This is a genomic window from Acidimicrobiales bacterium, from assembly GCA_040219085.1.
GTDB lineage: Bacteria > Actinomycetota > Acidimicrobiia > Acidimicrobiales > JAVJTC01 > JAVJTC01.
Genome location: JAVJTC010000008.1, coordinates 44,450 through 69,187 on the forward strand (window position 1 = coordinate 44,450; position 24,738 = coordinate 69,187).

At 64.8% G+C, this 24,738-nt stretch carries 20 protein-coding genes and 1 tRNA gene; 11 read left to right on the forward strand and 10 right to left on the reverse strand.

Translation table 11 applies throughout. The features are described from left to right. Positions 1 to 84 precede the first annotated feature (84 nt). Genes RIE08_03565 through RIE08_03575 form a run of 3 tightly spaced genes read right to left on the reverse strand, consistent with a single transcriptional unit; the run spans position 85 to position 2,946 of the window. Positions 85 to 1,494 carry a hypothetical protein gene (locus tag RIE08_03565; protein MEQ8716664.1) on the reverse strand — a complete coding sequence of 470 codons (1,410 nt, stop codon included), beginning with the start codon at positions 1,492 to 1,494 and terminating at the stop codon, positions 85 to 87. Between the two features lie 42 nt (positions 1,495 to 1,536). Then, on the reverse strand, positions 1,537 to 2,712 hold the full coding sequence (locus tag RIE08_03570) for a site-specific integrase (GenBank protein MEQ8716665.1): 1,176 nt from the start codon (positions 2,710 to 2,712) through the stop codon (positions 1,537 to 1,539). A 12-nt stretch (positions 2,713 to 2,724) separates the two neighbouring features. Further along, on the reverse strand, positions 2,725 to 2,946 hold the full coding sequence (locus RIE08_03575; GenBank protein MEQ8716666.1) for a helix-turn-helix domain-containing protein: 222 nt from the start codon (positions 2,944 to 2,946) through the stop codon (positions 2,725 to 2,727). A 381-nt stretch (positions 2,947 to 3,327) separates the two neighbouring features. Here RIE08_03575 and RIE08_03580 point away from each other — a divergent pair, with 381 nt between their 5' ends. From RIE08_03580 to RIE08_03620, 9 genes are all read left to right on the forward strand, one after another. Further along, positions 3,328 to 3,819, forward strand: coding sequence for a hypothetical protein (locus tag RIE08_03580; protein ID MEQ8716667.1), 492 nt, complete (start codon positions 3,328 to 3,330; stop codon positions 3,817 to 3,819). Continuing rightward, positions 3,819 to 5,978, forward strand: coding sequence for an N-6 DNA methylase (locus tag RIE08_03585; protein ID MEQ8716668.1), 2,160 nt, complete (start codon positions 3,819 to 3,821; stop codon positions 5,976 to 5,978). Before RIE08_03580 ends, RIE08_03585 begins: the two co-directional genes overlap by 1 nt. Further along, positions 5,975 to 7,483: a class I SAM-dependent DNA methyltransferase gene (locus RIE08_03590; GenBank protein MEQ8716669.1), complete on the forward strand. Its 1,509-nt coding sequence runs from the start codon at positions 5,975 to 5,977 to the stop codon at positions 7,481 to 7,483. Before RIE08_03585 ends, RIE08_03590 begins: the two co-directional genes overlap by 4 nt. An 8-nt stretch (positions 7,484 to 7,491) precedes the next feature. Continuing rightward, positions 7,492 to 8,982 (forward strand): class I SAM-dependent DNA methyltransferase, encoded by a 1,491-nt coding sequence (locus RIE08_03595; GenBank protein ID MEQ8716670.1) that lies wholly within the window; start codon positions 7,492 to 7,494, stop codon positions 8,980 to 8,982. Between the two features lie 299 nt (positions 8,983 to 9,281). Continuing rightward, positions 9,282 to 10,157, forward strand: coding sequence for a hypothetical protein (locus RIE08_03600; protein MEQ8716671.1), 876 nt, complete (start codon positions 9,282 to 9,284; stop codon positions 10,155 to 10,157). Continuing rightward, entirely contained in the window at positions 10,154 to 13,120 is a 2,967-nt protein-coding gene (locus RIE08_03605; protein ID MEQ8716672.1) for an HsdR family type I site-specific deoxyribonuclease, read from the forward strand. Before RIE08_03600 ends, RIE08_03605 begins: the two co-directional genes overlap by 4 nt. A gap of 8 nt (positions 13,121 to 13,128) precedes the next feature. Then, positions 13,129 to 14,880: a hypothetical protein gene (locus tag RIE08_03610; protein MEQ8716673.1), complete on the forward strand. Its 1,752-nt coding sequence runs from the start codon at positions 13,129 to 13,131 to the stop codon at positions 14,878 to 14,880. After that, complete coding sequence (locus tag RIE08_03615; protein MEQ8716674.1) at positions 14,877 to 17,606, forward strand: hypothetical protein; 2,730 nt, start codon at positions 14,877 to 14,879, stop codon at positions 17,604 to 17,606. Before RIE08_03610 ends, RIE08_03615 begins: the two co-directional genes overlap by 4 nt. A gap of 270 nt (positions 17,607 to 17,876) precedes the next feature. Continuing rightward, a tRNA-Met gene (locus RIE08_03620) sits at positions 17,877 to 17,940 on the forward strand. Between the two features lie 101 nt (positions 17,941 to 18,041). Here RIE08_03620 and RIE08_03625 read toward each other — a convergent pair. From RIE08_03625 to RIE08_03655, 7 genes are all read right to left on the reverse strand, one after another. Beyond that, the gene (locus RIE08_03625) at positions 18,042 to 18,437 is read right to left on the reverse strand and encodes a hypothetical protein (GenBank protein MEQ8716675.1); all 396 of its coding nucleotides are present in this window, start codon (positions 18,435 to 18,437) and stop codon (positions 18,042 to 18,044) included. Then, on the reverse strand, positions 18,434 to 18,658 hold the full coding sequence (locus tag RIE08_03630; protein MEQ8716676.1) for a hypothetical protein: 225 nt from the start codon (positions 18,656 to 18,658) through the stop codon (positions 18,434 to 18,436). Before RIE08_03630 ends, RIE08_03625 begins: the two co-directional genes overlap by 4 nt. Before the next feature lie 276 nt (positions 18,659 to 18,934). Continuing rightward, the gene (locus RIE08_03635) at positions 18,935 to 19,573 is read right to left on the reverse strand and encodes an NAD(P)H-binding protein (protein ID MEQ8716677.1); all 639 of its coding nucleotides are present in this window, start codon (positions 19,571 to 19,573) and stop codon (positions 18,935 to 18,937) included. Positions 19,574 to 19,665: 92 nt separating this feature from the next. After that, positions 19,666 to 20,469: a DUF4386 domain-containing protein gene (locus RIE08_03640; protein MEQ8716678.1), complete on the reverse strand. Its 804-nt coding sequence runs from the start codon at positions 20,467 to 20,469 to the stop codon at positions 19,666 to 19,668. Positions 20,470 to 20,623: 154 nt separating this feature from the next. Continuing rightward, positions 20,624 to 21,184: an NAD(P)H-dependent oxidoreductase gene (locus RIE08_03645; protein ID MEQ8716679.1), complete on the reverse strand. Its 561-nt coding sequence runs from the start codon at positions 21,182 to 21,184 to the stop codon at positions 20,624 to 20,626. Between the two features lie 304 nt (positions 21,185 to 21,488). Further along, the gene (locus RIE08_03650; GenBank protein ID MEQ8716680.1) at positions 21,489 to 22,133 is read right to left on the reverse strand and encodes a response regulator transcription factor; all 645 of its coding nucleotides are present in this window, start codon (positions 22,131 to 22,133) and stop codon (positions 21,489 to 21,491) included. Then, complete coding sequence (locus RIE08_03655; protein ID MEQ8716681.1) at positions 22,130 to 23,134, reverse strand: histidine kinase; 1,005 nt, start codon at positions 23,132 to 23,134, stop codon at positions 22,130 to 22,132. The genes RIE08_03650 and RIE08_03655 overlap by 4 nt, the downstream gene beginning before the upstream one ends. Positions 23,135 to 23,311: 177 nt before the next feature. Between RIE08_03655 and RIE08_03660 the strand changes: the two genes are divergently transcribed. Together RIE08_03660 and RIE08_03665 are read left to right on the forward strand one after the other, a co-directional pair. Then, positions 23,312 to 23,506: a hypothetical protein gene (locus RIE08_03660; GenBank protein MEQ8716682.1), complete on the forward strand. Its 195-nt coding sequence runs from the start codon at positions 23,312 to 23,314 to the stop codon at positions 23,504 to 23,506. A gap of 73 nt (positions 23,507 to 23,579) precedes the next feature. Next, on the forward strand, positions 23,580 to 24,737 hold the full coding sequence (locus tag RIE08_03665; protein ID MEQ8716683.1) for a DUF418 domain-containing protein: 1,158 nt from the start codon (positions 23,580 to 23,582) through the stop codon (positions 24,735 to 24,737). Position 24,738: the final 1 nt, after the last annotated feature.

The window sequence follows — 24,738 nt, forward strand, 5'->3', positions numbered from 1 at the left end:
CCGGAAACCCTAAGGTTTCCGGGCCTTCGTCGTTCTTGCGATTGCTGCCGCCGGCGAGCCGTGTCAAACCGGTGTCAAACGCGGTCAGCGCAACCGCTCGGCCAACCGCCGCAAGTCGGAGTCCTTCGAGATCTTGTCTGGTCCAGCTGTGAAGCTCTGGACTCCGTCGACCAGGTCTCGAGCCGCCGGCGTGGTGATCTTGGGGTCGAGCAACGAGAGCAGCTCGAGGAACTTCGACTGGGCCGTCGACCACCGGAGCTTGCTCGCAATGGTCGGATCGAAGAGCTGAAGCAGTGCGATCTCCGCCTCTCGAGGTCCGAAGCGAGAGATGATGGCGGCGTAGTGGCTATCCGCAGCCCAGGCCACCCCGTTGCCGTTCGTGAGGAAGGACTCCACGACGGCTGCAACATACGGCTCGCGAACGGACTCGGGCACAGGTTCGGCGGTCAGACCGTCGAGCCGCCGGGCCGGTCCGGGCTCGGTGTGGAAGTTGTTGAAGCCGCGGTGAGCCGACAACAGATCGTCGATGGCGGATGCGATCTCTGCCGCCCTTACCTGATCCGTCAGGTAAGCAGCGCCTCCTACGACGTCAAGGACCTCTCGCGCTCGGCCGGCTCGCTCGGTGTCGCCATTCGCCACATGCTTTGCGTGCTTGATGCCGAACGCGTGTCGCTGGTTGTCAGAAACGTGTGGCCAGAGCCGCGGCATGAGGAGCCGCACGGCATCGCGGGCGTGTTCGTCTGCCCCAGGCTCGACGTAGATGCCGAAGAAGCCAGCAGCCAGATTGTCTGCGGGCTCCGCGGGGAGTTCCGAGAAGAATTCTGCAGTTGCTGCAGCATTGTCCGCGGTGATCGAGCCGTTGCGGACGTTGTGTAGAAGACGCTTCGTCTCGGCAACGAGATGTGATTCAGGAAGCGTGATGACTTCCTTGATGCACGTCTCGACCCAACCCAGCAGTTGGTAGGCGTTGATCTCGTTCTGGTTGGGGTGTGCTGCGCTCGCGTAGTTGCGCATGTAGCGGATCAGATCGAGCTGCTGATAGCCGATGTCCGAAATAAGGCCGATGTCGCGAGAAGCCTTGATGAGTTCCTGGTCTGAGACCTGGTCGAGGTCGGACTCGTCCTTCAAGCCCTTGCGGCGGTCGGGCGAGGAGACAGCGATGTCGAAGAAGTAGGCGATGTCGTAGAGGGCGATGCGGCGCCGGAGCTCGCTGATCGTCTCATCCCAGAGGTAATTCAAGGCGGCGTCGAACAAACCGGCACCGGTGGCCGCAAGCATCTTGGAGAGGTACATCGATTCTCCGAGCCGTGGACCGTCGAGAAGCGCAATTGCGTCTGGGAAGTTGCGAAACACCCGGTGGCGCTGCTCCATGTCGACCAACACGCCTTCGGTCGGCAGCCCGACCGAGCCAAGTGCTGTGAGAAGCGCACTCTCGAACTCCTCCAGCTTCTCCAGTTCGGTTGACGTCGTGGCCGCCGGTTCTAGCTCTGTCATTCCATGATCGTACGGCGGGTCCCCGTCCGAGACGCCATGTGGCTAGCCGGGTCCGACCAGCCTGGCCACGAGCTTCGCCGCCTCCGCCTGCATGCCGGGCATCACGTGTGCGTACTGCTTCATCGTGAAGGCCGGGTTCTCGTGGCCCAGGCGCTCGCTGATGACCTTCACCGGGACGCCGGCCCGCAGGGCGACCGTGGCGTGCGTGTGACGAAGGTCGTGGAGACGGATCCTCGGTAGGTCGGTCTTGTCGACGATCCGCTCGAAGGCCTGGCTGAACGTCTGCGGGTGCAGCGGCGTGCCGTTCTCCTTGCAGACGACGAGGTCCTGGTCTTCGTAGTCGGCCTCCCACTCGCTCCGCTCGGCGTCCTGGCGCTTGCGGTGGAGGCGGAGTTGCTCGACGGTTCCTGGGTCGAGGTCGATCACCCGGGCCCGATGGCTCTTCGGGCTCGACACGAGCACTTCGTAGGCCACCGAGACGAGCGCCTGGCGCACGTGGAGCCGAGATCGATCGAGGTCGAGGTCTCGCCAGCGCAGCCCGAGGACCTCGCCCCGGCGCATCCCGGTCATCGCAGCCAGATGCCACGCCCCCTCCAGCCGGTGCCCGGCAATCACCTCGAAGAACGCCCGGAGCTCGTCGGGCTGCCAGAACCGGATCTCGGTCGGGTTCGTCGCCCGGGGTCGAGGCGGTTTCGCCCGCTCTGCAACGTTCGTGGCAATGAGGCCGTCGTCCGCCGCGTCCGCAAGTGCCTTGTGCACGATCGTGTGGATGTACCGGACGGTCTTCGGGCTGAGCCCGCCGCCGTCGCCGTTGCGCCGGCCGCTCTCGAGGAGCTCGCCGTACAGCGAGTTGAGCTGGCTCGGCGTTACGTCCCGCAGACGTCGTGAGCCGAGGTGGGGGAGGACGTGGTGGTCCATGTTTCGCCGGTACGACTCGAAGGTGCTCGGCTTCACCTGGGTCTTCACCGTCGGCAGCCAGGTCGCCTTGACCCACTCGGCGAGCGTCAGGCGGCTCGGCTCGGTGTAGGTGCCGTCGTGGAGGTCAGCGACGATCTTCGCCCGGGCGACCTCAGCCTCCTTGCGGGTGCGGAAACCGCCGTGCCACTTCTGGCGACGCCGGTTGTTCTCATCGCGGCCGATGTCGACGACGACGTACCAGGTGACGCTCTGGCGGCCGTCCTTGGTGGTGTGCGTGCGCTTGCGGACGTGTCCCTGCATGGCAGCCGCCCCTCACGCGGCCGGCGCCGAGGCGCCGAGCCACTCGAGCAGTGCGGGCACGGGGACGAGGACCCGTCGACCCAGGCGGCGTGATGGGATCTCGCCCCGGCGGATCGCCTCGTAGGTCGCCGAGCGGCCGAGGCTCAGCAGCGAGGCGACCTCTTCGACGGTGAGAGTCAGGCGTGACTCGATGTCGCCCAAGGCGACGGCTTGAGAGCGCGTACGCTCGTCCATGTCGGAACCTCCAAGGGGTTCTGGCCGGGCCCCGGGGTGTTGGCGCACCGCCGGGGCCACTTCTCTGATATGTGCCTACAAGCGTAGGCTCACCCTGTGACAGTTGTCAACACATGTAGGCTCGTCACGATGGGACCGTACGTAGACGTTGATGACCTCATCGACGCGCAAGGAGTCGCGGATCTGCTTGGGCTCGCCCAGCGGAACACCGTGTCGCTGTACCAACGGCGGTATCCCAACATGCCTCGGCCCGTAGTCGACCTGGGCAAGGGGCGCTGCAAGATGTGGCTCCGCAGTCAAGTCTCCGCGTGGAATCAGGAGCGAAGGGTGTGAATTCAATACACAGTTGACGACTGAGACAATGTCAGTTACAGTGGACCCATGACCAGGAGCCCCTCCCGCAGCCGCACCATCCATCTCCTCGACGTCGAGAACCTGTGTGAGACCCCACTGCCCGCCGAGGCAGATGTTCGGTCAGTGCGCCGACGTTACGAGGCGACCGTTGATGTCGACCCGTCCGACCACGTCGTGTTGGCCAGCAGCCACCTCGCCGCCCCGCACGTGGGTTTCGGGTGGGACCGGCCCGGTGCTCGTCGCGTGTGGCGATCCGGGTGCGATGGGGCCGACATGGCTCTGATCGGGGTCATCTGGACGGAGCGGGTGGCTGAACGGTTCGACCACGTGGTGGTTGCGTCGGGAGACGGCATCTTCGCGGAACACGTCGGTTTGCTGATCGAGGCGGGAATCCAGGTCACTGTCGTCGCGGTTCGGGAGTCTCTGTCTCGTCGGCTCGGGTTCGCCTGTGGCGGGCAGGTCGAGTACCTGCGTAGTGATCCCGGCGACGAGCCTGCGATCTCGGCGGTTGCGGCCTGATGTCCCCCGAAGAGCCGGTACTCGTCGCCGCGTCGGACATCGCTGATCTCGCAGAGGTCGGACGATCGACCGTCTCGAACTGGGTACGTCGACATGATGATTTCCCGGAGCCGAGGCACGTCCGTGGTTCGACCTCGTTGTATGACTGGCACGAGGTCGAGGACTGGCTGTTGTCGAGCGGTCGAATCGAGCGCCCGGTTCCACGGGGTGGCCTGTTGTGGTACGTGGCGGACGCGGTGCGTGGATCCGCGCCGGCCGAGGATTTCGCCGATGTCGTCCGCTCCTGGCTCGTCTACTTGGAGCTCTGCGATGTCGGCGATGAGCCTGAGCCCACCGGGCCCGTCGACCTCCGCGACTTGGACGTGCCCGAGGAGGTCCGTTGGCCAGTGGTTCGAGGCGCTCCTGACGAAGAGCTGCCAATGCGGCTGCAGGAGGTAGCTGAGGAGATCGAAGCCAGGAATCCCTCATTGAGCGGGCTGTTGGATCGGCTCGCGCCGGACCCCTTCCCCGACCCGCTCGCGCTGAGATCTTGGGTAGCGGAGCTCCAAGCGGCTGCGTCCGAGGACACGCGCTACGGCCTGTGGCACGAAGCAACGACGCGGCTGCTTCGTCTCGACCGCCATGCGGCCGAGTACACGACTCCTGACAGCCTCGCCTACCTCATGGCACAACTGGCTGGTCCGACGGGCGGGACCGTCATCGACCCTGCGTGCGGAACGGGAAGCCTCCTCTTGCTTTGGGCGACCAGTGAGTCCGCGCCGAGCGAACCGACGACGATGGTCGGCGTGGACCGGAACCCGTCTGTCCTCCTGCAGGCACGAGCGCAGTTCCTCCTCAACCGCGTCAGAGCGGATCTCATCGATGGCGACGCGTTCAAGAGGGATCCCGGCGAATGGCCAGATGCCGATCTGGTACTCCTAGACCCGCCGCTCTCGATGAATAAGTGGGGCGATGCCGACGTGATGCGGCGTGATACGTGGCGCTGGGGCGTTCCCCCGCACAAGAGCGCCGACTACGCCTGGATCCAGCTGGTGTTGAGCATGTTGAAGTCCACAGGCCGCGCAGTCGTGGCCTTGACTCCGCGGTCGCTTCGTCCATCAGGAAGCGAGCTTGAGATCCGCCAGGCGCTCCTCTCGGAAGGGCTCGTCGAAGCAGTCATCGAGTTGCCAAACGGGCTCCGACCCCACGCCGCGGTTGGCACCGTCGTGTGGCTACTTCGCGGGCCGGGTGCAGAGCGGGAAGACACTGAGGTTCTCCTCATGGACGCAACCAGGCTTGGCGACAGGGATCGTCGGGGAACGAGCTTGGATCAGAGCGACGTCGACAGCATCGTGGCGACGGTTGAGCGGTGGCGGAAAGGTGAGCCGATCGATGACCCGCTTCTCGAGGCAGTAGCTGTACCGGTCGAGGAGATCCATCAGGCCGCACCGCTGTCGACTTCTCGGTACCTGCCCATGCCTGAAGCCCCAGGTCTCGCAGCGTTGGAAGCGCAGGTTCAGCAACTCGAGAAGTTGCAGCGAGAGGTTGGTGACGCGATCTCTGGCTTGAGTGACTCCGAGGCAGTCGGAGCGATTCCTCATGTCACCTCTGCGGAGCGTGTGCGGCTAGGTGATGTCGCATCGGTCAACCGCTTCGAGATCGACGAGGAGGAGCTTGCCGATTTGGATTCTGAAGGGATCGTCGTGGACTTCGGCCGACGACTCACTGTCGTTCGGGGAGCCGATGTCGATTCCCCGGTGCGTCGAGGGCTCCTCGTAACCCTGCGAGAGCCGGACGAGCAACTCGAGTGGTGGTTGTTCCTGTGGCTCCGCGGCCGCGAGTTCGCGACGCTTGCCGAGCGGTTCGCACATGGCGATGTCATGCCATCGCTCAAGCCCCAGGACGTCGAGGAGTTCTACGTTCCACTGCCGCCCTCCAGTGGGAGGAGAGCTGTTCTCGACGAGTTGCGTCGCGGCTTCGCTCAGCTCGAAGCGGCCGAACAGCTCGCACGATCTCTCAAGGAGTACTGTGACGTTGCAGCCGAGATCGTCGTTGGTGCCGCCGAGCGAGCTGCGGGGGTTGCCCCGGCGCCGTCTCTGAAACCCGACATGGCGATTCGCCCCGGGAGGTCCGCTGGCCCTCGACGGCCGAAGCTTCCGAAAGGGGGGTCTGGCCAATGAGTAGCTCGGCCGCCAGCGCCAGTGAGCTCCGGTCGAAGTTGTGGGACGCGGCCAACATCTTGCGAGGGAGCGCGGTCGACCGTACCGACTGGAAGGGCTACATCCTGCCGCTGCTCTTCTTCAAGCGGATCTCCGACGTCTGGGACGAGGAGACCGTTGAGGCTGCGGAGATGTACGGCGACGAAGATCCCGCACTGTTCCCGGAGGTGCACCGCTTCCAGGTCCCGGAGGGCTGCCACTGGCGTGACATTCGCGAGACACCCGCCAATGTCGGGAGCGCATTGCAGCATGCGATGCAGGAGATCGAGCGCGCGAACCCCGACACCCTGTACCGCGTCTTTGGCGCGGCGGACTGGGGAAACAAGGAGAAGTTCACCGACGAGCTCCTTAAGGACTTGATCGAAGGCTTCTCTTCGATCCAGCTCGGCAACCAAGCCGTGGACACCGATGTGCTCGGTGACGCTTACGAGTACCTTGTCGCGAAGTTCGCAGACGTGACCCGCCGGAACAAGGCCGGCGAGTTCTACACACCGCGCAGCGTGGTGCGGATGATGATCGAGATCCTCGACCCCAAGGAGGGCGAATCGATCTATGACCCGGCCTGCGGGACGGGTGGCATGCTCCTTGCCGCCATCGACCACGTGAAGCGCAACGGAGGAGACCCGCGAACGTTCTACGGAAAGGTGTATGGGCAAGAGAAGAACCTCACGACGTCCTCCGTGGCCCGCATGAATCTCGTCCTCCATGGCATCGAGGACTTCCAGATCGCCCGCGAGGACACTCTTCGCGAGCCGGCCTTCACCAATGGCGCCGGTGGTCTCGCGACCTTCGACTGCGTGATCGCCAATCCACCATTTTCCCTCAAGGAATGGGGTCGGGAGGTGTGGGGGAACGACCCGTGGGGCCGGAAGAGGTACGGACTCCCCCCGAAGGGGTACGGCGACTACGCCTTCGTCCAGCACATGATCGCGTCGATGGCCGAGACCGGTGACGGCCGAATGGCTGTCGTACTCCCGCAGGGCGCGCTGTTCAGGAAGAGCGCCGAAGGCAAGATCCGGACAGCACTGCTCAAGGCAGACCTGATCGAGGCCGTCATCGGTCTTGCGCCGAACCTCTTCTACGGCACCCAGCTCGCCGGCTCGATCATGGTGCTCCGGCACCACAAGCCCGAGGGGCGCAAGAACAAGGTCTTGGTCGTCGACGCGTCGAGCCTCTTCCGCAAGGGCCAAGCGCAGAACTTCCTCGACGAGGAGCACGCCGAACAGATCGTCAAGTGGTTCGAGGCCTTCGAGGACGTCGAGGACCGGGCGAAAGTTGTCACGCTCGCCGAGATCGAGGAAGAGGACTGGACCCTTAACATCTCGCACTACGTCCTGCCGCCGATCGGTGAAGACGTTCTGCCGCTACCCGAGGCGATCGACGCCTTTAAGTCAGCGCTCGCCGAGGCCCGCGCCGCCGAGGACCACCTACGAACCGTCCTCACCGAGGGAGGGTGGCTCGAATGAACAGCCCGATGACGCAGAAGGAGCTCGAGTCCTACCTATGGGGAGCGGCCACTCTGCTCCGAGGCCTCATCGACGCCAGCGACTACAAGCAGTACGTCTTCCCGCTGCTCTTCTTCAAGCGGCTCTCCGATGTCTGGGACGGGGACTACCGCGAGGCCTTCGGGGAGACGTCCGACGAGGGGTACGCAACTGCGACGGCGAACGATCGATTCGTCATCCCTGACGGAGCGCACTGGAAGGACGCCCGCAACGCGTCACGAGACGTGGGTCGGGCGCTGCTCAACGCGTTCCAGGCCATCGAGGCCGCCAATCCCGAGCGCCTCAAGGGCGTGTTCGGCAACGCCGCCTGGACGGACAAGGCGCAGATGCCGGATGAGACCCTCAAGAACCTGATCGAACACTTCTCGCAACACACGCTCAGCCTCGAGAACGTGCCGGAGGACGAACTCGGCAACGGCTACGAGTACCTGATCAAGCAGTTCGCCGACGACAGCGGGCACACGGCGCAGGAGTTCTACACCAACCGAACGCTCGTCCATCTCATGGCCCAGATGCTCGAGCCCCAGCCAGGCGAGACCATCTACGACCCGACCTGCGGCACCGGCGGCATGCTTATCTCCTGCCTGGCTGAGGTGAAGCGCAACGGTGGCGACACCCGCACGATGGGGCTCTACGGACAGGAGCTCATCAACATCTCAGCAGCTATCGCTCGCATGAACCTCGTGCTGCACGGCGTGTCGGACTTCGACATCCGCAGTGGCAATACGCTCCACGAGCCGGCCTTGCTCGAAGGGGATCGCCTGAGAACGTTCGATGTCGTGCTCGCCAACCCGCCGTACTCGATCAAGAAGTGGAATCGAGACGCTTGGCAGAGCGATCCCTGGGGCCGGAACTTCCTCGGAACGCCGCCGCAGGGTCGGGCTGACTACGCGTTCTTCCAGCACATCCTGAAGAGCATGGACCCGAGGACCGGGCGGTGCGCGATCCTGTTTCCGCACGGCGTGCTCTTCCGCAAGGACGAGGCGGAGCTGAGACGCAGGCTTGTCGAGACCGACATGGTCGAGTGTGTCCTAGGGCTCGGCGCCAACCTCTTCTACAACTCTCCGATGGAGGCCTGTGTCGTCATCTGTCGGGCCACTAAGCCATCGCGTACCAAAGAGCGGACGCTATTTATAGATGCGCCGCATGAGGTAATTAGAGAGGGGGGTCAGAGTTATCTTCTCCCGGACCATCGGGAGCGAATCCTTAAGGCCTATGAGGACTTCCAGACCGAACCTGGCTTCACGGCCGTCGCACGAACGGCAGACATTTTGGCCAACGGTGGCGACCTGAGTGTCCATCACTACGTTGAGCGCTCGGCGAAAAGGGGCTCCGCCGTCTCGGAACTTCCGGAGATGTGGGAGAGGTTCGAAGGCGACGGCCGAACGCTGTGGATGTCTTTGGATCACTTTGTCCAAGACTTCAGTCGCGATCGGGCCGATCTGAGGGCGCAGCGATGACGGCGGCGTCACAACAGGTCTGCCTCGGCGAGGTTGTGCGTCACGTAAAGGATCGCGTTGATCCAGACAAGGCAAACCTGCAGTGGTACGTGGCAGGCGCGCACATGAATAGCGGTGACCTCAGGCTCGGACGGCGGGGCCGAGTCGGAGACGGCTACCTAGGACCCGCATTCCACATGCGTTTTCGACCAGGGCAGGTCCTCTATGGGTCTCGTCGGACCTATCTGCGGAAGGTCGCGGTTGCTGACTTCGAAGGCGTAACCTCGAACACGACCTTCGTTCTTGAGACAGTTGACCCGATGGTCCTGCTGCCTGGGTACCTACCGTTGGTTCTGCAGAGTGAGCGGTTCACAGAGCACTCAGTCCGCGAGTCCAAGGGTTCCGTCAATCCCTACGTCAACTTCTCGGACTTGGCCTGGTTCGAGTTCCATCTACCGTCGGTCGATGAACAGCGCCGTGTCGTGACAGCTCTTGAGGCGGCGGACGGGTGTGTCGACCGCTTGACGACGCTGAAACGCCGGGGGCGGGGCCTGTGGCGCAGCCTCATCGAGCAGCACGCCGAGCGGTTCGGCTCGGCGCCAGTGCCACTTGGAGAGCTTCTCACGGGGATCACTGCCGGTAAGAGTCTCGTCGGCATTGACGAAGCATGGGCGGGCGGTCAACCCGCAGTGTTGAAGGTGAGCGCGATAGACCCAGATGGCTTTAGGTCTGAAGAAGCCAAGGTCCTCTCTGAGCCAGATCGATTTGACGACTCGGTAGCACTCACTGCCGGCGATCTCCTCATGTCGCGAGCCAATACGTCCGAGCTTGTCGGTGAGTCCTGCTTGGTTGATCGTGACTATCAGAACCTGATGCTCAGTGACAAGACGCTGCGGCTCGTGCCGCGTCCCGACGTGGATTCGCGATTGCTCTGGCACGTACTGCAATCCACCGATGTGCGTCACCAGATTGTGTCGCGCGCTACGGGGACGGGGAGCGCTATGAAGAACATCTCGCAGAAGAAGATTCTTGCGTTGATGATTCCGTATCCAGGTGACCGATCGACGGCGACCGAGGTCGTTGATGCCTTCGATCGGGCTCACGAGACCTCCACTTCTCTGCAGGCCCGGGTTCACCAAGCGCGTTCCGTCCGAACGGCTCTCCTCACCAAGGCACTCGAAGGCGAGGAACAATGACTTTCAACGAGGCCAACACCGTCGAAGCCTTCGTCCGAGACCAACTCTGCGGCGGCGTCACTCACTACACCGCAGCCGGGCCTGGGTTCGCGCGGCGGAACGGCCAGGTCTCCGGCCTCGGTTGGCACTTCCTCTCGCCACAGAACCTGCACCGGCAGACCCACGAGGTGCTCGCCGAGGACCAGGTCCGCGACGCACTGATCCGACTCAATCCGTCGATTTCGGCCGATCCCGATCGGGCAGACGAGATCATCTACGAGCTGCGGGCGATCACCATGGGCGTTCGGGACGACGGCCTGGTGCAGGCGAACGAGGAGTTTGCCTCGTGGCTCCTGGGGGAGAAGTCGCGGCCTTTCGGAAGCAACGGCGAGCACGTCACGATCAAGCTGATCGACTTCGAGGATCTCGAGCAGAACCAGTACGTGGTCACGCAGCAGTACACGTTCCGCGCCGGCAAGGCCGAGAAGCGGGCCGACCTCGTGCTTCTGACAAACGGGATCCCACTGGTCGTCATCGAAGCCAAGACGCCCGTGCGTGCGAGTCAGAGCTGGCTCGACGGGGCGTTGCAGGTCCACGACGACTACGAGCGCAACGTTCCCGAGCTATTCGTGCCAAACCTCTGCTCGATCGCCACCGAGGGCAAAGAGCTCCGCTACGGCGCCGTTCGGATGCCGGTGGAGTTCTGGGGACCGTGGCGGCTCGAGGAGGACGATTCACTTCCTGCGCTGGTTGAGATCGAGACGGCTGTCAACTCGATGCTGCGACCGAAGGTGTTGCTCGATCTCCTCGCCAACTTCACGTCGTTCGCAACTCACAAGGGCACGCAGCGGATCAAGATCATCGCCCGCTACCAGCAGTACGAAGGGGCCAACAAGCTCGTTCAGCGGGTCGTAGATGGTGCCCCGAAGAAGGGTTTGATCTGGCACTTCCAGGGCTCTGGCAAGTCGCTCCTCATGCTGTTCGCAGCACGGAAGCTCCGGCTCCATCCCGCACTCCGCAATCCAACAGTCATGATCGTCGTCGACAGGATCGACCTCGACAGCCAGATCAGCAGCACCTTCTACGCCAACGACGCCCAGAACCTGGTCAAGGCCGAGAACCGAAAGGACCTCGAAGGCCTACTCGATCGTGACGTTCGCAAGATCATCATCACGACGATTCACAAGTTCGGCGAGGCCGAAGGCGTTCTGAACGGCCGCGACAACATCATCGTCCTCGTCGACGAGGCCCACCGGACACAGGAGGGCGACCTCGGCCGCAAGATGCGCGATGCGCTCCCGAACGCGTTCCTGTTCGGGCTGACCGGCACGCCGATCAACCGTGCCGATCGAAACACCTTCTACGCCTTCGGCGCTGAAGAGGATCTCAACGGCTACATGAGCCGCTACGGCTTCGAGGACTCGATCCGGGACGGTGCCACCAAGGAACTCCACTTCGAACCGCGCCTGCTCGACCTCCACATCGACCACGATGCCGTCGAAGAGGAGTGGGGGAAGCTCACCGTCGACCTCACCGACGAGGAGCGGGACCAGCTCGGCAAACAGGCCGCGAAGATGGCCGTCCTCGTCAAGGCTCCCGAACGGATTCGTGCGGTCTGTGCCGACATCGCCCAGCACTTCCAGGAGAAGGTCGCGCCAAACGGTTTCGGCGCTCAGGTGGTCACCTTCGACCGAGAGAGCTGCGTGCTCTACAAGGAGGCACTCGATCAGTACCTGCCGACTGAGGTGTCCGACATCGTGATGTCGGTGAACAGCGGAGAAGACGAGTACGCGCCCTACCGGCGCGATCGGGACGCCGAAGAGAAGCTGCTCGATCGCTTCCGTGATCCGGGTGACCCGCTGAAGATCCTGATCGTCACTTCCAAGCTTCTCACCGGGTTCGACGCACCAATACTGCAGACGATGTACCTCGACCGGCCGCTGCGCGACCACAACCTGCTCCAGGCCATCTGTCGTACCAATCGGCCGTACGGCCAGGAGAAGAGCCACGGCCTTATCGTCGACTACCTCGGCATCTTCGATGATGTGGCGCAAGCGCTCGAGTTCGATGAGGAAGGCATAACCCGGGTTATCACCAACATCGCCGAACTGAAAGCGAAGCTGCCGCCCGCGGTCGATGCCTGTCTCGCCTACTTCCCTGGCGTCGACCGAACCGTGGGTGGCTACGAGGGGTTGATGGCAGCGCAAGAGCATCTGCCCGACAACGAGACCCGGGACGCCTACGCGGCCGACGTCAGCTACTTGATGAGGCTCTGGGAGGCAATCTCTCCTGACGCGATCCTGTCGGGTTACGAGGACGACTACCGCTGGATCGTCCAGGTCTACGAGTCCGTGAAGCCGGTTTCGGTGACTGGGCAGCTGCTCTGGCATCGCCTCGGCGCCAAGACCACGGAACTGATCCACGAGAACGTTCACGTCGATGCCGTTCGAGACGACTTGGAGACGCTCGTCGTCGATGCCGACCTGCTCGAGGCGATCCTCGGGACACCGGATCCGAACAAGAAGGCGAAGGAGGTCGAGATCAAGGTCGCCAAGCGACTGCGAAATCATCTCCACGACCCGCGGTTCAAGGCCTTCGCCGAACGACTTGAGGACTTGCGAGCCCGTCACGAGCAGGGGCTCCTCGTGAGCGTCGAGTTCCTCAAGGCGTTGCTCGACCTTGCCCGAGATGTCGTCGAGACCGAGCGGTCGGTGCCGCCGATCGAGGAGGAGGAGCGCGGCAAGCAGGCGCTCACCGAACTGTTCAAGGAGGCCCGGACCGAGGACACGCACATCATTGTCGAGCGGGTCGTGAACGACATCGATGAGATCGTCAAGGTCGTCCGATTCGACGGTTGGCAGGCAACTCACGCCGGCGAACGCGAAGTCAAGAAGGCGCTCCGCAAGACCCTGTTCAAGTACAAGCTCCACCAGGACACCGACCTCTTCGAGAGGGCCTACGGCTACATCTGCGAGTACTACTGAGGACGCTTGTGTCGACACCTGAACTGCTCGTCGACGGCGTCCCGTACTGGACGGAAAAGATGTACAAGCCCGGCGGCGGCCAGGATCACCTCGGGCTCGGCTCCGTCGTCACCGACCGGATCCTTCCAAGACTGTCGCCGGGCATCAACGTGTTGACTATCCATCCCCGCTACTGGTCCTTCTACGCCTTCGTGTTGAGCGAGTTCTGGAGCCGCGACGATCTGCCGAGGACGAAGGCCGCGCTTCGATCCTGGTATCGGCCGCTCGAGTGCATCTATTCGGTCGCCTGCTCGCTCTGCGACAGCCCTGACCACTACGGCACGCCGATCGGCACGCGACGCATCGCAGGGGTGGTCGCCGACGAGCCGGCTGGGTTCGACCCGCACTTCGACTACATGGAGTCCGCCATGGGCGGCTACGGGCTCTACTACGCGACCGTCATGCAGACCGTTGGCTTGGTGGGCCTCGCCGACCCGCGACTCGGGCTACCCGTCGACGCAGTCACACCTGAGGGTCAGGTCGTCGCCGATGCCTTCCGGGCTGTAATCGCCGACACCGACTACTACCGCAACTGGATCGACCGGCACGACGAAGAGGTTCCGTACGAGGTCGCAGCCGAGTACGGACAGTTGGCCTGCTTCTGCCGCCTCCGCGACGACTCAGCGCTCGATCGTCCGCTTCTCGTCGATGCCTTCCTTCACCACGGCAACCCGATCGAGGCTGACGCGCGTCGCCAGACGCTGCGCATGTTCTGTGAGGTGGCCGCCCAGACTGAGTCCAGCGCGGTGGATGCATCGTCGTTCCGACGCCTCGTCTACTTCGGCGCCGACCACGCCGCTGACGAGAACGCCTCCGGCCCCAGTTTCGTCCCGCCAGCACCGCTCGTCCGCACTGCGCGCAAGTGGCGCCTCTATCAGGCGCGCGAGTACTTCAACGCAGCGATCAACGAGATGTGGCGACGACTGTCCTACTGGGGACTTGCTCGCGATGGCGACGTCTACCCGGTTCCCACGGCTGACCTGATCGCTTCGATCGACACGATTGACCTCGAAGCCTTCGCCAAAGCCGTCGGTGTCGACCTGCCACCTGGCGGACTGGCTGCTGACACGCCCTACCGCGATCTGCTCGAGTGGGTCAGGACGGTTGGTGGCGTCACTGGTCAGCTCGATGATCGTTGGGACCTCGACTGTGACCTCACCGAGGACCGGATCATCGAATGGCTCGGCTACGGGCGCCAGACCACCGAACAGGGTCCTGACGCGCTCGCCGCCGCGCTCACACTGGCAACGTTTGTTGCCGCTCGCCTCTGGCCGCCCGAGCTCGCCGTCGTCGAACCGGCTGATTGGTTTCCGGTGGTCGAGGGAGGGCGAGATCGACTCGGCCTGCAACGATTCATCGACGCCCTCCGGACCCGCGTCGATGACAACGAGACCATCGGGGATGTCGCCCGCTGGCTGACACTCGACTACGTGATCGCCCAGCACGAACGTGTCGCCACCGCCAAACTCCCAACCACGGGCGACACGTTCCGGTTCCGACGAGAGGCCGGGCGACTGCGCTTCTTCCCCAAAGATGCCCAAGTGGGCATGAACGACTCCCGCTTCAACGCGGTCGCCACTTTCGTCTACGAGCTCGGCTGGAGCGGCTATCTCTACGTCGAGAACCACGGCCTGACCGAGGAGGGCGAGCGCTTGCGGGCCGACGGGGATCTGCCGCGGTCTGGAGCGTTCAACACGAGCGACGTTACGGAGGGCGCGTGACGGCACCCCGACTCCGCGTCCCAACGCTGTTTGACGAGGCGTGGGACAGCGTCATCATCACGACCTACGGCGCTGACCTTGCCTTCTACGAGCGAGACCTGTGGCGCCAGATCGATCGGGCAAAGAACCGCCTGATCTTCGCCGACGGTCGGCAACTGCTGCGCAAGTTCCTCGCCGAAAGCGCTACCCCGCTCCGTCACATCAACCGTGCGTACGTACTCGCACCGATGCGGTTGGCCGGCGGCGCCGCTCACGCCAAGCTGATCCTCCTCCTCGCCGAGGACCGAGGAGTGCTTGCGGTGGGGTCTGGAAACCTCGGTATGGGCGGGTATGCCTCACAAGGGGAGTGCTTCGCCACCTACAGCTGGTCCGAGTCGGACCCCACTCACCTCCATGCGTTCGTTGCGGCCAAGGACTTCCTGGAACACGTGACCGCTCTCGGACTCGTCGACGAGATCGTGAGACCCCGGCTTCAGCAGGCCTGGCAGGACGCACCATGGATCTTCGGCACGGTCGATGAGGCAACGTCCACGCTGCGCCACAACCTGGACCTGCCGCTGCTCGACCAGTTCGTCGAAGTCATCGACGGCCGCCCGGTACGGGAACTCGTCGTTCACGCCCCCTTCTACGACCATCGATGTTCGGCGCTCTCAGAACTCCTCGGTCGTACGCAGCCCCAGTCGTTGCGAGTCCTCCTGCAAGAGCGGATCACATCTGTCGATCCGCAGCGATTGTCCGAGATCCTGGCCACAGCCCCAGGTCAGGTCGAGGTCCGAGCCGTTCAGGCGCACGAGAGAGGCACGTTCCTCCACGCCAAGTTCATCGTCGCACGCTTGAACTCGTCAGACGTTTGCCTGCAGGGCTCCCCGAACGTGTCGACACCCGCACTCCTCCGGGATGGCCAAACCGGCAACATCGAGGCCGCGAACCTGTTCGAGGGAACCTCGGGTGCGTTCGACCACCTGGTCTCCGACCTCGTTGTCAGCACCGATCCCGTGGACGTCTCGTCGCTCGGCTTGTCGCTCGCTCAAGACGACGATGAACCCGACGAAGACGACTACGCGCTCTTCGCCCGAGAACTCTCGTGGGTGCCGCCTCGGCTCACCGGCATCTTCCAAGGTGAAGTTGTCACCCCTCCCGGCCTCATCGTCGGTGAGTCAGAAGTCGAGGACGTCGAGTGGCGCCTCGATGCTCCACGAGACGGCAGGACACCGTTCTCCGCAGTTCTCGGCGAGTCCGCCGCCGCCCAACTCAGCAGCGTCGCAGCAGTCACCTTCGTCTTCGACTCCGATCGACGAACCGTCCCCGCGTACCCCTACCACCTCAACGCGTTGATCGCCCTGTCATCCGGGCAGGGACGAACCGATCTGCTGAAGCAGGCCGGTGACTTCGACCTCGACGACGAAGAGCTAGAGCAACTCCTCACCCAACTCGACGAAGTGCTCATCGTCGACGGCCACAGCCTTTGGCGGATGCTCAAGCGGAAGGTGCCCGAACCCCTCGACGACGAGGAGTCAGTCGCGCTTCGCTACGACGACCTCGATTGGGACGCGATCCGATCCCACCCGAAGCTGGCGCAGTATCGAGCGTGGGACGAACGCGCACACACTGATCCGAGCGGGCTCGGGATCCTCCTCGGCTCGATCGCCGATCGCTTCCGTTCCGAAGTCCGCCGGTGCCGCGGCGAAGAAGGTGTCCGAGAGATCAAGACCGACGCGGCCGGGGACTCCCTGGACGATCTCGCCAAGACCATCGAGGCGGAAGATGAAGAGACCGCGGAAGCCGAGCAGGCCGAAGCGGAACGTCGCCAGATGAGCTCACGGACTCGAGCACGCCGACAGTTTCGGAGCTTCGTCAACCGCTTCGTGACCGGTCTAACCGATACCGAGTTCACCCGGCTTGTTGGACCAAGCGTGATCGTGCCGAGCTACGTCGTGTTCAACCACCTGTGCTGGAAGCTTGCCCAGCTCGATCTCATCGACCGACCTTTCGTCGTCGATGCCCAGGTCCAGCTCTGGAAGTTCTTCTGGGGTGACGCCGACGGACCGGGCTACTTGGCGACGATGAGTGAACCCGAGCAGCTCGCAGCGATCGAGATCCTCGATGCTCACTGCGCCGAGGCCGTGCTGCTCGCGTCCGTCCACCAGGCGTATGACATTGCGTGGGAGATGGAGGAAGCGGACGTTGTGCTGATGCGCGACACATGGCGCGTGATCCTCACTCACGACCTCGGTGGCGTTGGGGCGGAATCGGTTCAGGATGCGGCCGCAGTCAGCGGAACTGGCGCTGACCCCTTGCCTCTCACCGATTTCGTTGCCGACCTGGCCGGTCTTGCGGAGTACACGCCCAACCACGAGATCCTCGCCGCGATAGCCGAGATCGTGGGCTGCCGCCTGAGCGCCGTCAGTCAGACGAGACGGAAAGTCCACCGCGGGGACCTTGGAGACGAGAACGTCAGGGTGTTTGAAATCTCTGATCCGCTCGCCGAACTGGACTCGTCAACGGCGCTACGGCTCCTCTCCGGAGTTGCCCGCTTGCTCCCCGGAAAGCGGTACCTCCGCGTGAGTCACTCAGAGACGGGAGCGGTTGCCTTCGCGGACTACGACCTGGGTGTAGGCCTCTGGTACGACCCGCGAGTTGACGAAGAGCTCGAGTTCGATCCGCCGGAGGCGAGTGCCCAGCCATGGTACCCGGCCCTTGAACGTCTGCAGGCACTTGCTGCGTGAGTCGTCTCGTATGGCCGCGTCGCCGCTGGGACGCACGTGTCGTGGTCGCCGCGGCCATCGTCTATCCCCAGCGATGAGTCTTGTTGAGCCACTGCGTTCAACTTCTCACACAGAGCTCGCGGTCCGTCGGCCAACCACAGCGAGCGGTCTACCCGTGTCAAACCTGTGTCAAACGAACAGGATCGAGTGGAGCGGACCCTGACGACGTCGGGCGGGATAGGGGGTTGTGGGCTGACGCTCTGACCAGCATGTTCACGGTCGAGCGAGCACGGGGGCGGACTGACGCTTCGAACTCATAACCCGAAGGTCGCAGGTTCGAATCCTGCCCCCGCCACCAACTCGAAGGCCCGGAAACCCACAGGTTTCCGGGCCTTCGTCGTCGTTCCGGTCGATGCCGTCAACGGGGGAAGATCGCGGCGGGGAATGAATGCTGCGTCAGATGGTGGTGAGGCGGACCGACACGTTGAGCGTCTGGAGCAGGTGTCGGAGGTCGGCGGGGTCGGAGGTGACGAGGGCGGTCGGGCCGGCTTGCGATCGTGCAGCGGCGACCAGCGCAACGGAAGCATCGACGATGTCCGCGATGCCGGCACGTCCGCACAACAGCCCGGTCGCGCGTGCCAGCGATCCTTCGAGCGGGACCTCGTCGCAGTGGGTCAGCGCCCGTGCGAGGAGCGCTTGGCGGCTCCCATCGCGCCATGCCTGGGCGACGACGCCAGCGGGCACCGACACCTGCGCGGCGTCGTCGGCGGCGTTGCGGAGCATCGCCCAGACCGTGCGGTCGTTGCGGTCCAGCGCGATCAGCGCGCCGGTGTCGAGTACCAGTGCGGTCATCCGTCGACGAGGGAGCGGGCGGCTGCGAGCTCTTCGTCGCTGAAGGCACCGTGCTCGCGTTCCCACGCGGCGACGACATCGCGGAGGCCGCGCGTTGCGAGTCGGCGGCGTGCTGCGTCGGCGAGCCAGGCGGACACGTTCTGCTCGTCGGCCTCGGCGGCTTCACGGACGGCGACGGCGAGCTCCGATTCGATCGAGACGGTGAGTCGTTCGACGGTCATGAGATGATCATACTTCGTCATACTGAACTGCGCCACGCTCATCGCCCGAGTCTCAGCGTTGCAGCCAACGCGCGGCTCGGGCCCCCGCCACCAACGCGAAAGGCCCGGAAATCCAACGGTTTCCGGGCCTTCGTCGTTCCTGCGATTGTGCCCCCGTTGCAGGGGCCTACGAACGAGGCGTGCTCACCAACTCCGCCGTCACCCCGGAAAAGCTATGGGTTGACCAAGTCGGTCTGGGCCCGGTCGAGACTCTGGCCTGGGGTTCTCCATCTCGTGTCAATAGCCGGCCGTGAAGGCGGTTCTACTGTGCTCGGCTTGCTCGGCCTCGTCGAGTAGTGCCACGGCAACGTCCTCGAGAGAGATCCTCGACACGCCGACACTGTCGATGATCAGTTCGTTCGTGCCGGTCCGGAACTGCCCGGTGCGGCGGCCCGGAATCATTTCGGCCGATGGGCTGAAGTAGGTCCAGTCGACCGTCGAGTTCCGGCGCAGCACGTCGAGTTGTTCGACGCAGGCCCGCGCCACGCCGCGGATCGTCGCCGGGACGAAGCGGGGGTCGTCGACCACGACCCTTCCCGCAGTGTTCGGCACGACAAGGGGCCCGGCGCCGCCGACGACGATGAGTCGGGCGCCGGTCTCAGCGACTCCTTCGAGCAGTGCTTCGGCGGTGATGGCGAGCTCGTAGCCGCCGGTCCGGGGCCCTGATGTGGCGCTGATCACGACCTCCTGGTCGCGGGATAGGCGCGCGACGTCTCGGGGTTCGCGGGCGTCGCCGGCGGTCCAGGTGACCGAGTCGGGACTGTCGAGGGTCGCACCGCTGCGGGTGACGGCGGTGACGCCATGGCCCCGTGCGATCGCTTCGTCGACTAGGCGGCGACCGACCTGTCCGGTGGCTCCGAAGACGGTGATCTTCATCTCGCTCGTCGCACTTCCTGGCCGAGCGAACGGGACTGCAGCAGGCCGGTGTGTTGGTTCACTGCGGCGCAGCGTGCCCGCGCTGGGCGCGATCATGACGTGGCTCCGACCATGCGGTCGGCGCCACTGCGGGCGGCGACGAACGGGGAGACGTCGCGCTCGGTCAGGTGGTCGAGCCGGCGGCCCTTGGTGAGGAGCCACAGGGCGAACCAGAGCTCGGCGACGAGGGCCGGGGCCAGAACGATCGGCGACACCGAGCCGTCGTAGCCGGGGATGACGAAGAAGCTGAAGGTGTCGATCAGGTAGCCGGCGCCGGCGAGTCCGAGCAGCACGCCGAGCGGGCGGGGCATCTGCCTCGATGACAGTGCCAGGTAGCCGACGATGAGGGTGCTGACTCCGAAGAACGCCAGGCCGAGGATGTACCCGTACTTGTGGGCGTCGAGGTACAGCAGCGCCAGCGTGTCGGTCTGGTCGGCACCGAACGTACCGAGGTAGGCGGCGTCGTCGATGATCCGCACCGCTTGCAACATGTTGAGCAGGTTCAGCCCGATGACCGCGGTCTGGGTGATGCGGAACGCTGCGGCGAGCAGTGCCAGTGTCCGACTGAGCGGTCGGAGCAGTTGGTAGAGAACGACGGCGATGGCGACATCGGCGATGAACATGACGAGGTCGGCGGCGAGTCCGGCTCGGAACAGCATGGGTGAGTCGATGATGTTCTGAGCAGTGGCGCTCGGATTACCCGATTCGATGAGCTGTGAGCGGACGCCGAGTTCGGCGAAAAGGCCGCAGGCGATGATGATCACGTAGAGCACGCCTGCCGTTCGTGCGGTAGCGAACCGCGAGCCGGGTGTCGTGTAGCGCTCGTGAGCGTGGTGTGGGTGGGGTTGGGTGGTCATCGCACGTACTCCTTTGTGGTTCGCTGTGTCGGGGGGCTGTCAGATCGGCTGGGGGCGGGTCGTTGGCCGATCCAGATCGCGGTCAGGACGAGGGCTGGGGACTGCCGCGCAGCTGGGCTGGTGTGAGGCTCTGGTGCAGCACGACGAGACCGGCTCAGGCGGCACACCGCTCGAGCGAGGTCTGCCGCACGAATCGAGCCAGCTCGTCATCGTCGAGGCCCAAGAGGTCGCCGTCCGCTCCAACGGATGCGTTGCCGACCGAGAGCGTGCGTTCGGCGATCTCGATGCCCATGTTCGTGAGCCAGGTGCGAACCATGGCGACACCGTTGGCGCCGCCGCCGCGTCCGGGGCTGGCCGATGCGACGAGCACTCGGAGGTGTGCGAAGGCTGCGGTGTCGACCCTGGTCACCCAGTCGACGGTGTTCTTCAACAGCGGCGTGAACGTGCCGTTGTACTCGGGGGACACGAGAACCAAGACCTCCGCCGAGGCCATCTCGCCTGCCAGCGCAGCAGCTGCAGCGGGCACGCCTGCGCGTGCTTCGAGGTCGCCGTCGTAGAGGGGGAGGGTGAAGTCCCGAAGATCGATGATCTCGACCGGCTCGGTTTCTTGAAGCCGGTCGGCGATGTGGTGGGCCAGTGCCTGGTTGATCGAACCCGTGCGCGTGCTGGCCGCCATGACCAGGACCTTGCCGGGATGATTGGGATAGGGGTGCATCGTTTCCTCCGAGTGGGAGTCGTGTCGGGTATCACGCTCACAAGTATCTTGGAGCCGTGATACTTGGAGTATCGACAACTATATACTTGTTGTCAAGAGGCTTGCTGAGAAGAAGCTTGTGTAAATGCGAAGCGAGGAACGGATGCCATCACGGGATCGTCGAGGAGGCCAGAGGTTGGCTCCCCGACGTGGACACCGCAGGGCTTCCCACGAAGGGCCATGACGGGCATCCCCAGCCCACCACCCCATGCTGAGGTGTGGTTCGTCTGGCTCGACCCACCGGCGAGGGCGGCGACATCGGTTGTCAGTTGGTGTCGGCCAGGACCTTGTTGTCGTGGGCGAAGACGATCGCGGCACTGCGGTCGCGTAGATCGAGCTTGGTGAGAACCCTGCCGAGATGGGTCTTCACGGTGGCCTCGCTGACGCAGAGCTCGGCTGCCGCCTCCCGGTTGTTGAGGCCGCGCCCGATGACCCGGAGGACGTCGAGCTCCCGCTCGGTCAGCATCGAGAGGTCGACGGGCTCCGATGGTGTGTGGTCCCGGTACGCGTCGAGGACACGTCCGGCGACGTGCGGGTCGAGCCAGGCGTCGCCGGCGGCGACCGTGGCGACGGCACGCAATATGTCCTCGCCGGGAGCGGTCTTCAGAATGAAGCCTGCGGCGCCGGCTCGAAGGGCGGCGGCCAGGGTGCGGTCGTCGTCGAAGGTCGTCAGCACCAGCACCGGCGGACCGCCCATCGCGCGGACAGTGCGTGTGGCGGTTGCGCCGTCGACGCGTTTCATGCGGATGTCCATTAGAACGACGTCGGGCCTGCTCCGCTCGAGTTGATCGGCCACCTCGTCGCCGTCGACGCACTCGCCCACGACGGTGAGTCCGGGATCGGTGTCGATCAGGCTCCGCATGCCCTCGCGGATCACCTCCTGGTCGTCGACGAGCAGAACCCGGATCATGTCGGGATCGCGGCTCGCAGGACCCAGCGGCCTCCTCCCGGTGTCGAGCCCGTCTCGAGGGTTCCGCCGATGGCGCCCACCCTCTCGCGCATGCCCGCGAGACCGCTTCCCGACCGTGCGGAAGGAGAGCGGTCGACGACGGCGTTGCTGATCTCGATCTCCACGCGACTGTGGGCGGGGCGTACCTCGACGGCGACGTCGATGGTGCCGGTTCCGTGCCGGACGGCGTTGGTCAGCCCCTCCTGCACTACCCGGTAGACCGTGAGCATCGTCGCCGCCGGCAGCGAGTCGAGACCGCGGCTAGGGGAGTAGGCGATGTCCGCGCCGGCGGAGCGGAATCCCTCCACGAGTTCGGGCACGTCACCTGTAAGCGGTGTCGGGGAGCCGCTCGCGGAGTCGTCTCGTAGCAGTCGGACGACGCTGCGGATGTCGTCCATCGATCGGCGCCCGTGCTGTTCGGCCCGCTCCAGGGATGCGCGGGCCGCGTCGGGATCGGACCTGAGCGCCAACCGTGCGGCCGTGGTGTGCAGCATCGACGCCGACAGCGTGTGGCCCACTACGTCGTGGACCTCGCCGGCGAGTCGGCGTCGCTCGTCGGTGAGCGTGCGCTGCGCGAGCCGGCGTTCGATCGTCACCCGTTCGTCGAGGACGTGCAACACGACGAGCATCACCCCGAGCATGCCGAGCCCGACGAGTGTGACCCGGGCGCCGAACTCGGGTCGACTCACACCCTGGCTGATCAGGACCAGCGAGATCGCGACCGGTACCGATACCCCCCACATCCGTGGACTCGAGTCGAGCGATCCGCCTGCCGCCGAGCCCAGCCCGATGGTCAAAGCCGCCCCGCCGACGAGGGTCGCGGCCAGGCCTCCGACCCATGACGTCTCCCACAGGCCGAGGCCCGCCGACCAGGTCGCGAACCCGGCCATGACGAGCCAGCGGGCATGGCGACGCGACGGATCGTTGGTGACCGCGCCATCGGGCTCGCTGTCGGAGGCCATGGTCGGATTCTCCCAGACGTTGGGTCCGGTGGCGTCAACCTGTGGACCGATTCCATCTGGCCCAGAAGATGACCGGACGTATCTGCCAGGCTGACGACGGCATGGTGCCGGCCGTTCAGACTCGTACTCACCGGGCGACCGATGTCGCCGCACAGAGGAATCGGAGGGAACAACACGATGGCTGAACGATCGCAACGAACGCAGTACGCCCCGCTGGTTTCGGGGCTCATCGGTGTCGCCGTGGGCGCGGCCATCGGCGCCGGCACCGGCATGTGGTGGATGATGGGTGTCCTCGGTGGCACCTTCGCCGGTCTGCCGCCGCTGTTCACGCGGAACAGACGCCGAGCGGCTTCCGGTACCGCCGCGCGCTGACGACGATGTACATGACATGCCTGCACCGCCGGCGAAGCCCCACGGTCGTATCCCACCACCGCAGGCGCGACCGGTGAAGGAGACATCTGCGACCCGGCCGGCATCGGGACCGGTGGCGGCAGGGGAACGCATCACGTCGCTCGACACGATCCGGGGCGTGGCCATCCTGGGGATCCTGCCCATGAATGCGTTGGCCTTCGGCCTCGACGGGGCCGCGTACTTCAACGTCTCCGCTGACGGGATCGGCCAGCCGCTCGACTGGGTCATCGGCGTGCTCACGATGGTCTTCATCGACCAGAAGATGATGGCGCTTTTCTCGTTGTTGTTCGGGGTCGGTGTCGTCATCTTCGCCGAGCGTGCCAAGGCGAAGGGTCGCAGGGTCGGCTGGCTCAGCCTGTGGCGGTTCGCGCTGCTGTTCGCCATCGGCATGGCTCACACAGCGCTGTGGTTCGGCGACGTCCTTGCGCTCTATGCGTTGTGCGCACCGGTCGTGCTGCTGGTGCGTCGCCTACCTTCCCGCCTGCTTGCCGCAGCGGGTGTCGCACTCGCGTTGGTAGGGACCGCAACCGCCCCCTTCTTCCAGTCTGCGACCGGCGGTGATCCCGCGGAGCTCGGCAAACTGTGGTTCGCCGGCGCCGACACGATGCCGTCCACCGCTGAAGCCTGGTTTCTCCTCAACGCGGTGGGCCGGGCCCTCGGCCTCATGCTCATCGGGGTGGCGCTGTATCGCCTCGGCATAGTCCAAGGCGAACGCGACGACGCCTACTACCGGCGTCTCGCCCGGTGGGGTCTCGGTGTCGGCGCTGCCGTCACCGTCGCCGGCTCGGCGTGGCACATCGGCACCGACTGGTCCGCCGACCATGCCATCACCGGCACCATCCCCACCGGGATCGGCACTATCCCGATGGCACTGGGCTACATGGCGGCGATCATCGTGTGGAACCGCAGCGGCAGTCGCCACCTCGAATGCTTCCGCAACACCGGCCGGATGGCGCTCACCAACTACCTCACCCAGACCGTGCTCGGTCTCTTGACTCTGGGTTGGCTGCTCGACGGCGTCGATCTCACCCGCACCCTCATCGCGCTGTGGATCCTCGGTGTCTGGGCGCTGGCACTGTGGTGGTCGACCTGGTGGCTCGAACGCTTCCGTTACGGGCCGCTCGAGTGGGCGTGGCGATGCGTCACCTACCGGTCCTGGCAGCCGCTACGCAGGTCGCCCATCACCGCCTGAC

Excerpts from the sequence above, each read along its gene's own strand:
- RIE08_03565 (MEQ8716664.1), bottom strand. The coding sequence starts at position 1,494 with ATGACAGAGCTAGAACCGGCGGCCACGACGTCAACCGAACTGGAGAAG.
- RIE08_03570 (MEQ8716665.1), bottom strand. The coding sequence starts at position 2,712 with ATGCAGGGACACGTCCGCAAGCGCACGCACACCACCAAGGACGGCCGC.
- RIE08_03575 (MEQ8716666.1), bottom strand. The coding sequence starts at position 2,946 with ATGGACGAGCGTACGCGCTCTCAAGCCGTCGCCTTGGGCGACATCGAG.
- RIE08_03580 (MEQ8716667.1), top strand. The coding sequence starts at position 3,328 with ATGACCAGGAGCCCCTCCCGCAGCCGCACCATCCATCTCCTCGACGTC.
- RIE08_03585 (MEQ8716668.1), top strand. The coding sequence starts at position 3,819 with ATGTCCCCCGAAGAGCCGGTACTCGTCGCCGCGTCGGACATCGCTGAT.
- RIE08_03590 (MEQ8716669.1), top strand. The coding sequence starts at position 5,975 with ATGAGTAGCTCGGCCGCCAGCGCCAGTGAGCTCCGGTCGAAGTTGTGG.
- RIE08_03595 (MEQ8716670.1), top strand. The coding sequence starts at position 7,492 with ATGACGCAGAAGGAGCTCGAGTCCTACCTATGGGGAGCGGCCACTCTG.
- RIE08_03600 (MEQ8716671.1), top strand. The coding sequence starts at position 9,282 with ATGGTCCTGCTGCCTGGGTACCTACCGTTGGTTCTGCAGAGTGAGCGG.
- RIE08_03605 (MEQ8716672.1), top strand. The coding sequence starts at position 10,154 with ATGACTTTCAACGAGGCCAACACCGTCGAAGCCTTCGTCCGAGACCAA.
- RIE08_03625 (MEQ8716675.1), bottom strand. The coding sequence starts at position 18,437 with ATGACCGCACTGGTACTCGACACCGGCGCGCTGATCGCGCTGGACCGC.
- RIE08_03630 (MEQ8716676.1), bottom strand. The coding sequence starts at position 18,658 with ATGACCGTCGAACGACTCACCGTCTCGATCGAATCGGAGCTCGCCGTC.
- RIE08_03635 (MEQ8716677.1), bottom strand. The coding sequence starts at position 19,573 with ATGAAGATCACCGTCTTCGGAGCCACCGGACAGGTCGGTCGCCGCCTA.
- RIE08_03640 (MEQ8716678.1), bottom strand. The coding sequence starts at position 20,469 with ATGACCACCCAACCCCACCCACACCACGCTCACGAGCGCTACACGACA.
- RIE08_03645 (MEQ8716679.1), bottom strand. The coding sequence starts at position 21,184 with ATGCACCCCTATCCCAATCATCCCGGCAAGGTCCTGGTCATGGCGGCC.
- RIE08_03650 (MEQ8716680.1), bottom strand. The coding sequence starts at position 22,133 with ATGATCCGGGTTCTGCTCGTCGACGACCAGGAGGTGATCCGCGAGGGC.
- RIE08_03655 (MEQ8716681.1), bottom strand. The coding sequence starts at position 23,134 with ATGGCCTCCGACAGCGAGCCCGATGGCGCGGTCACCAACGATCCGTCG.
- RIE08_03660 (MEQ8716682.1), top strand. The coding sequence starts at position 23,312 with ATGGCTGAACGATCGCAACGAACGCAGTACGCCCCGCTGGTTTCGGGG.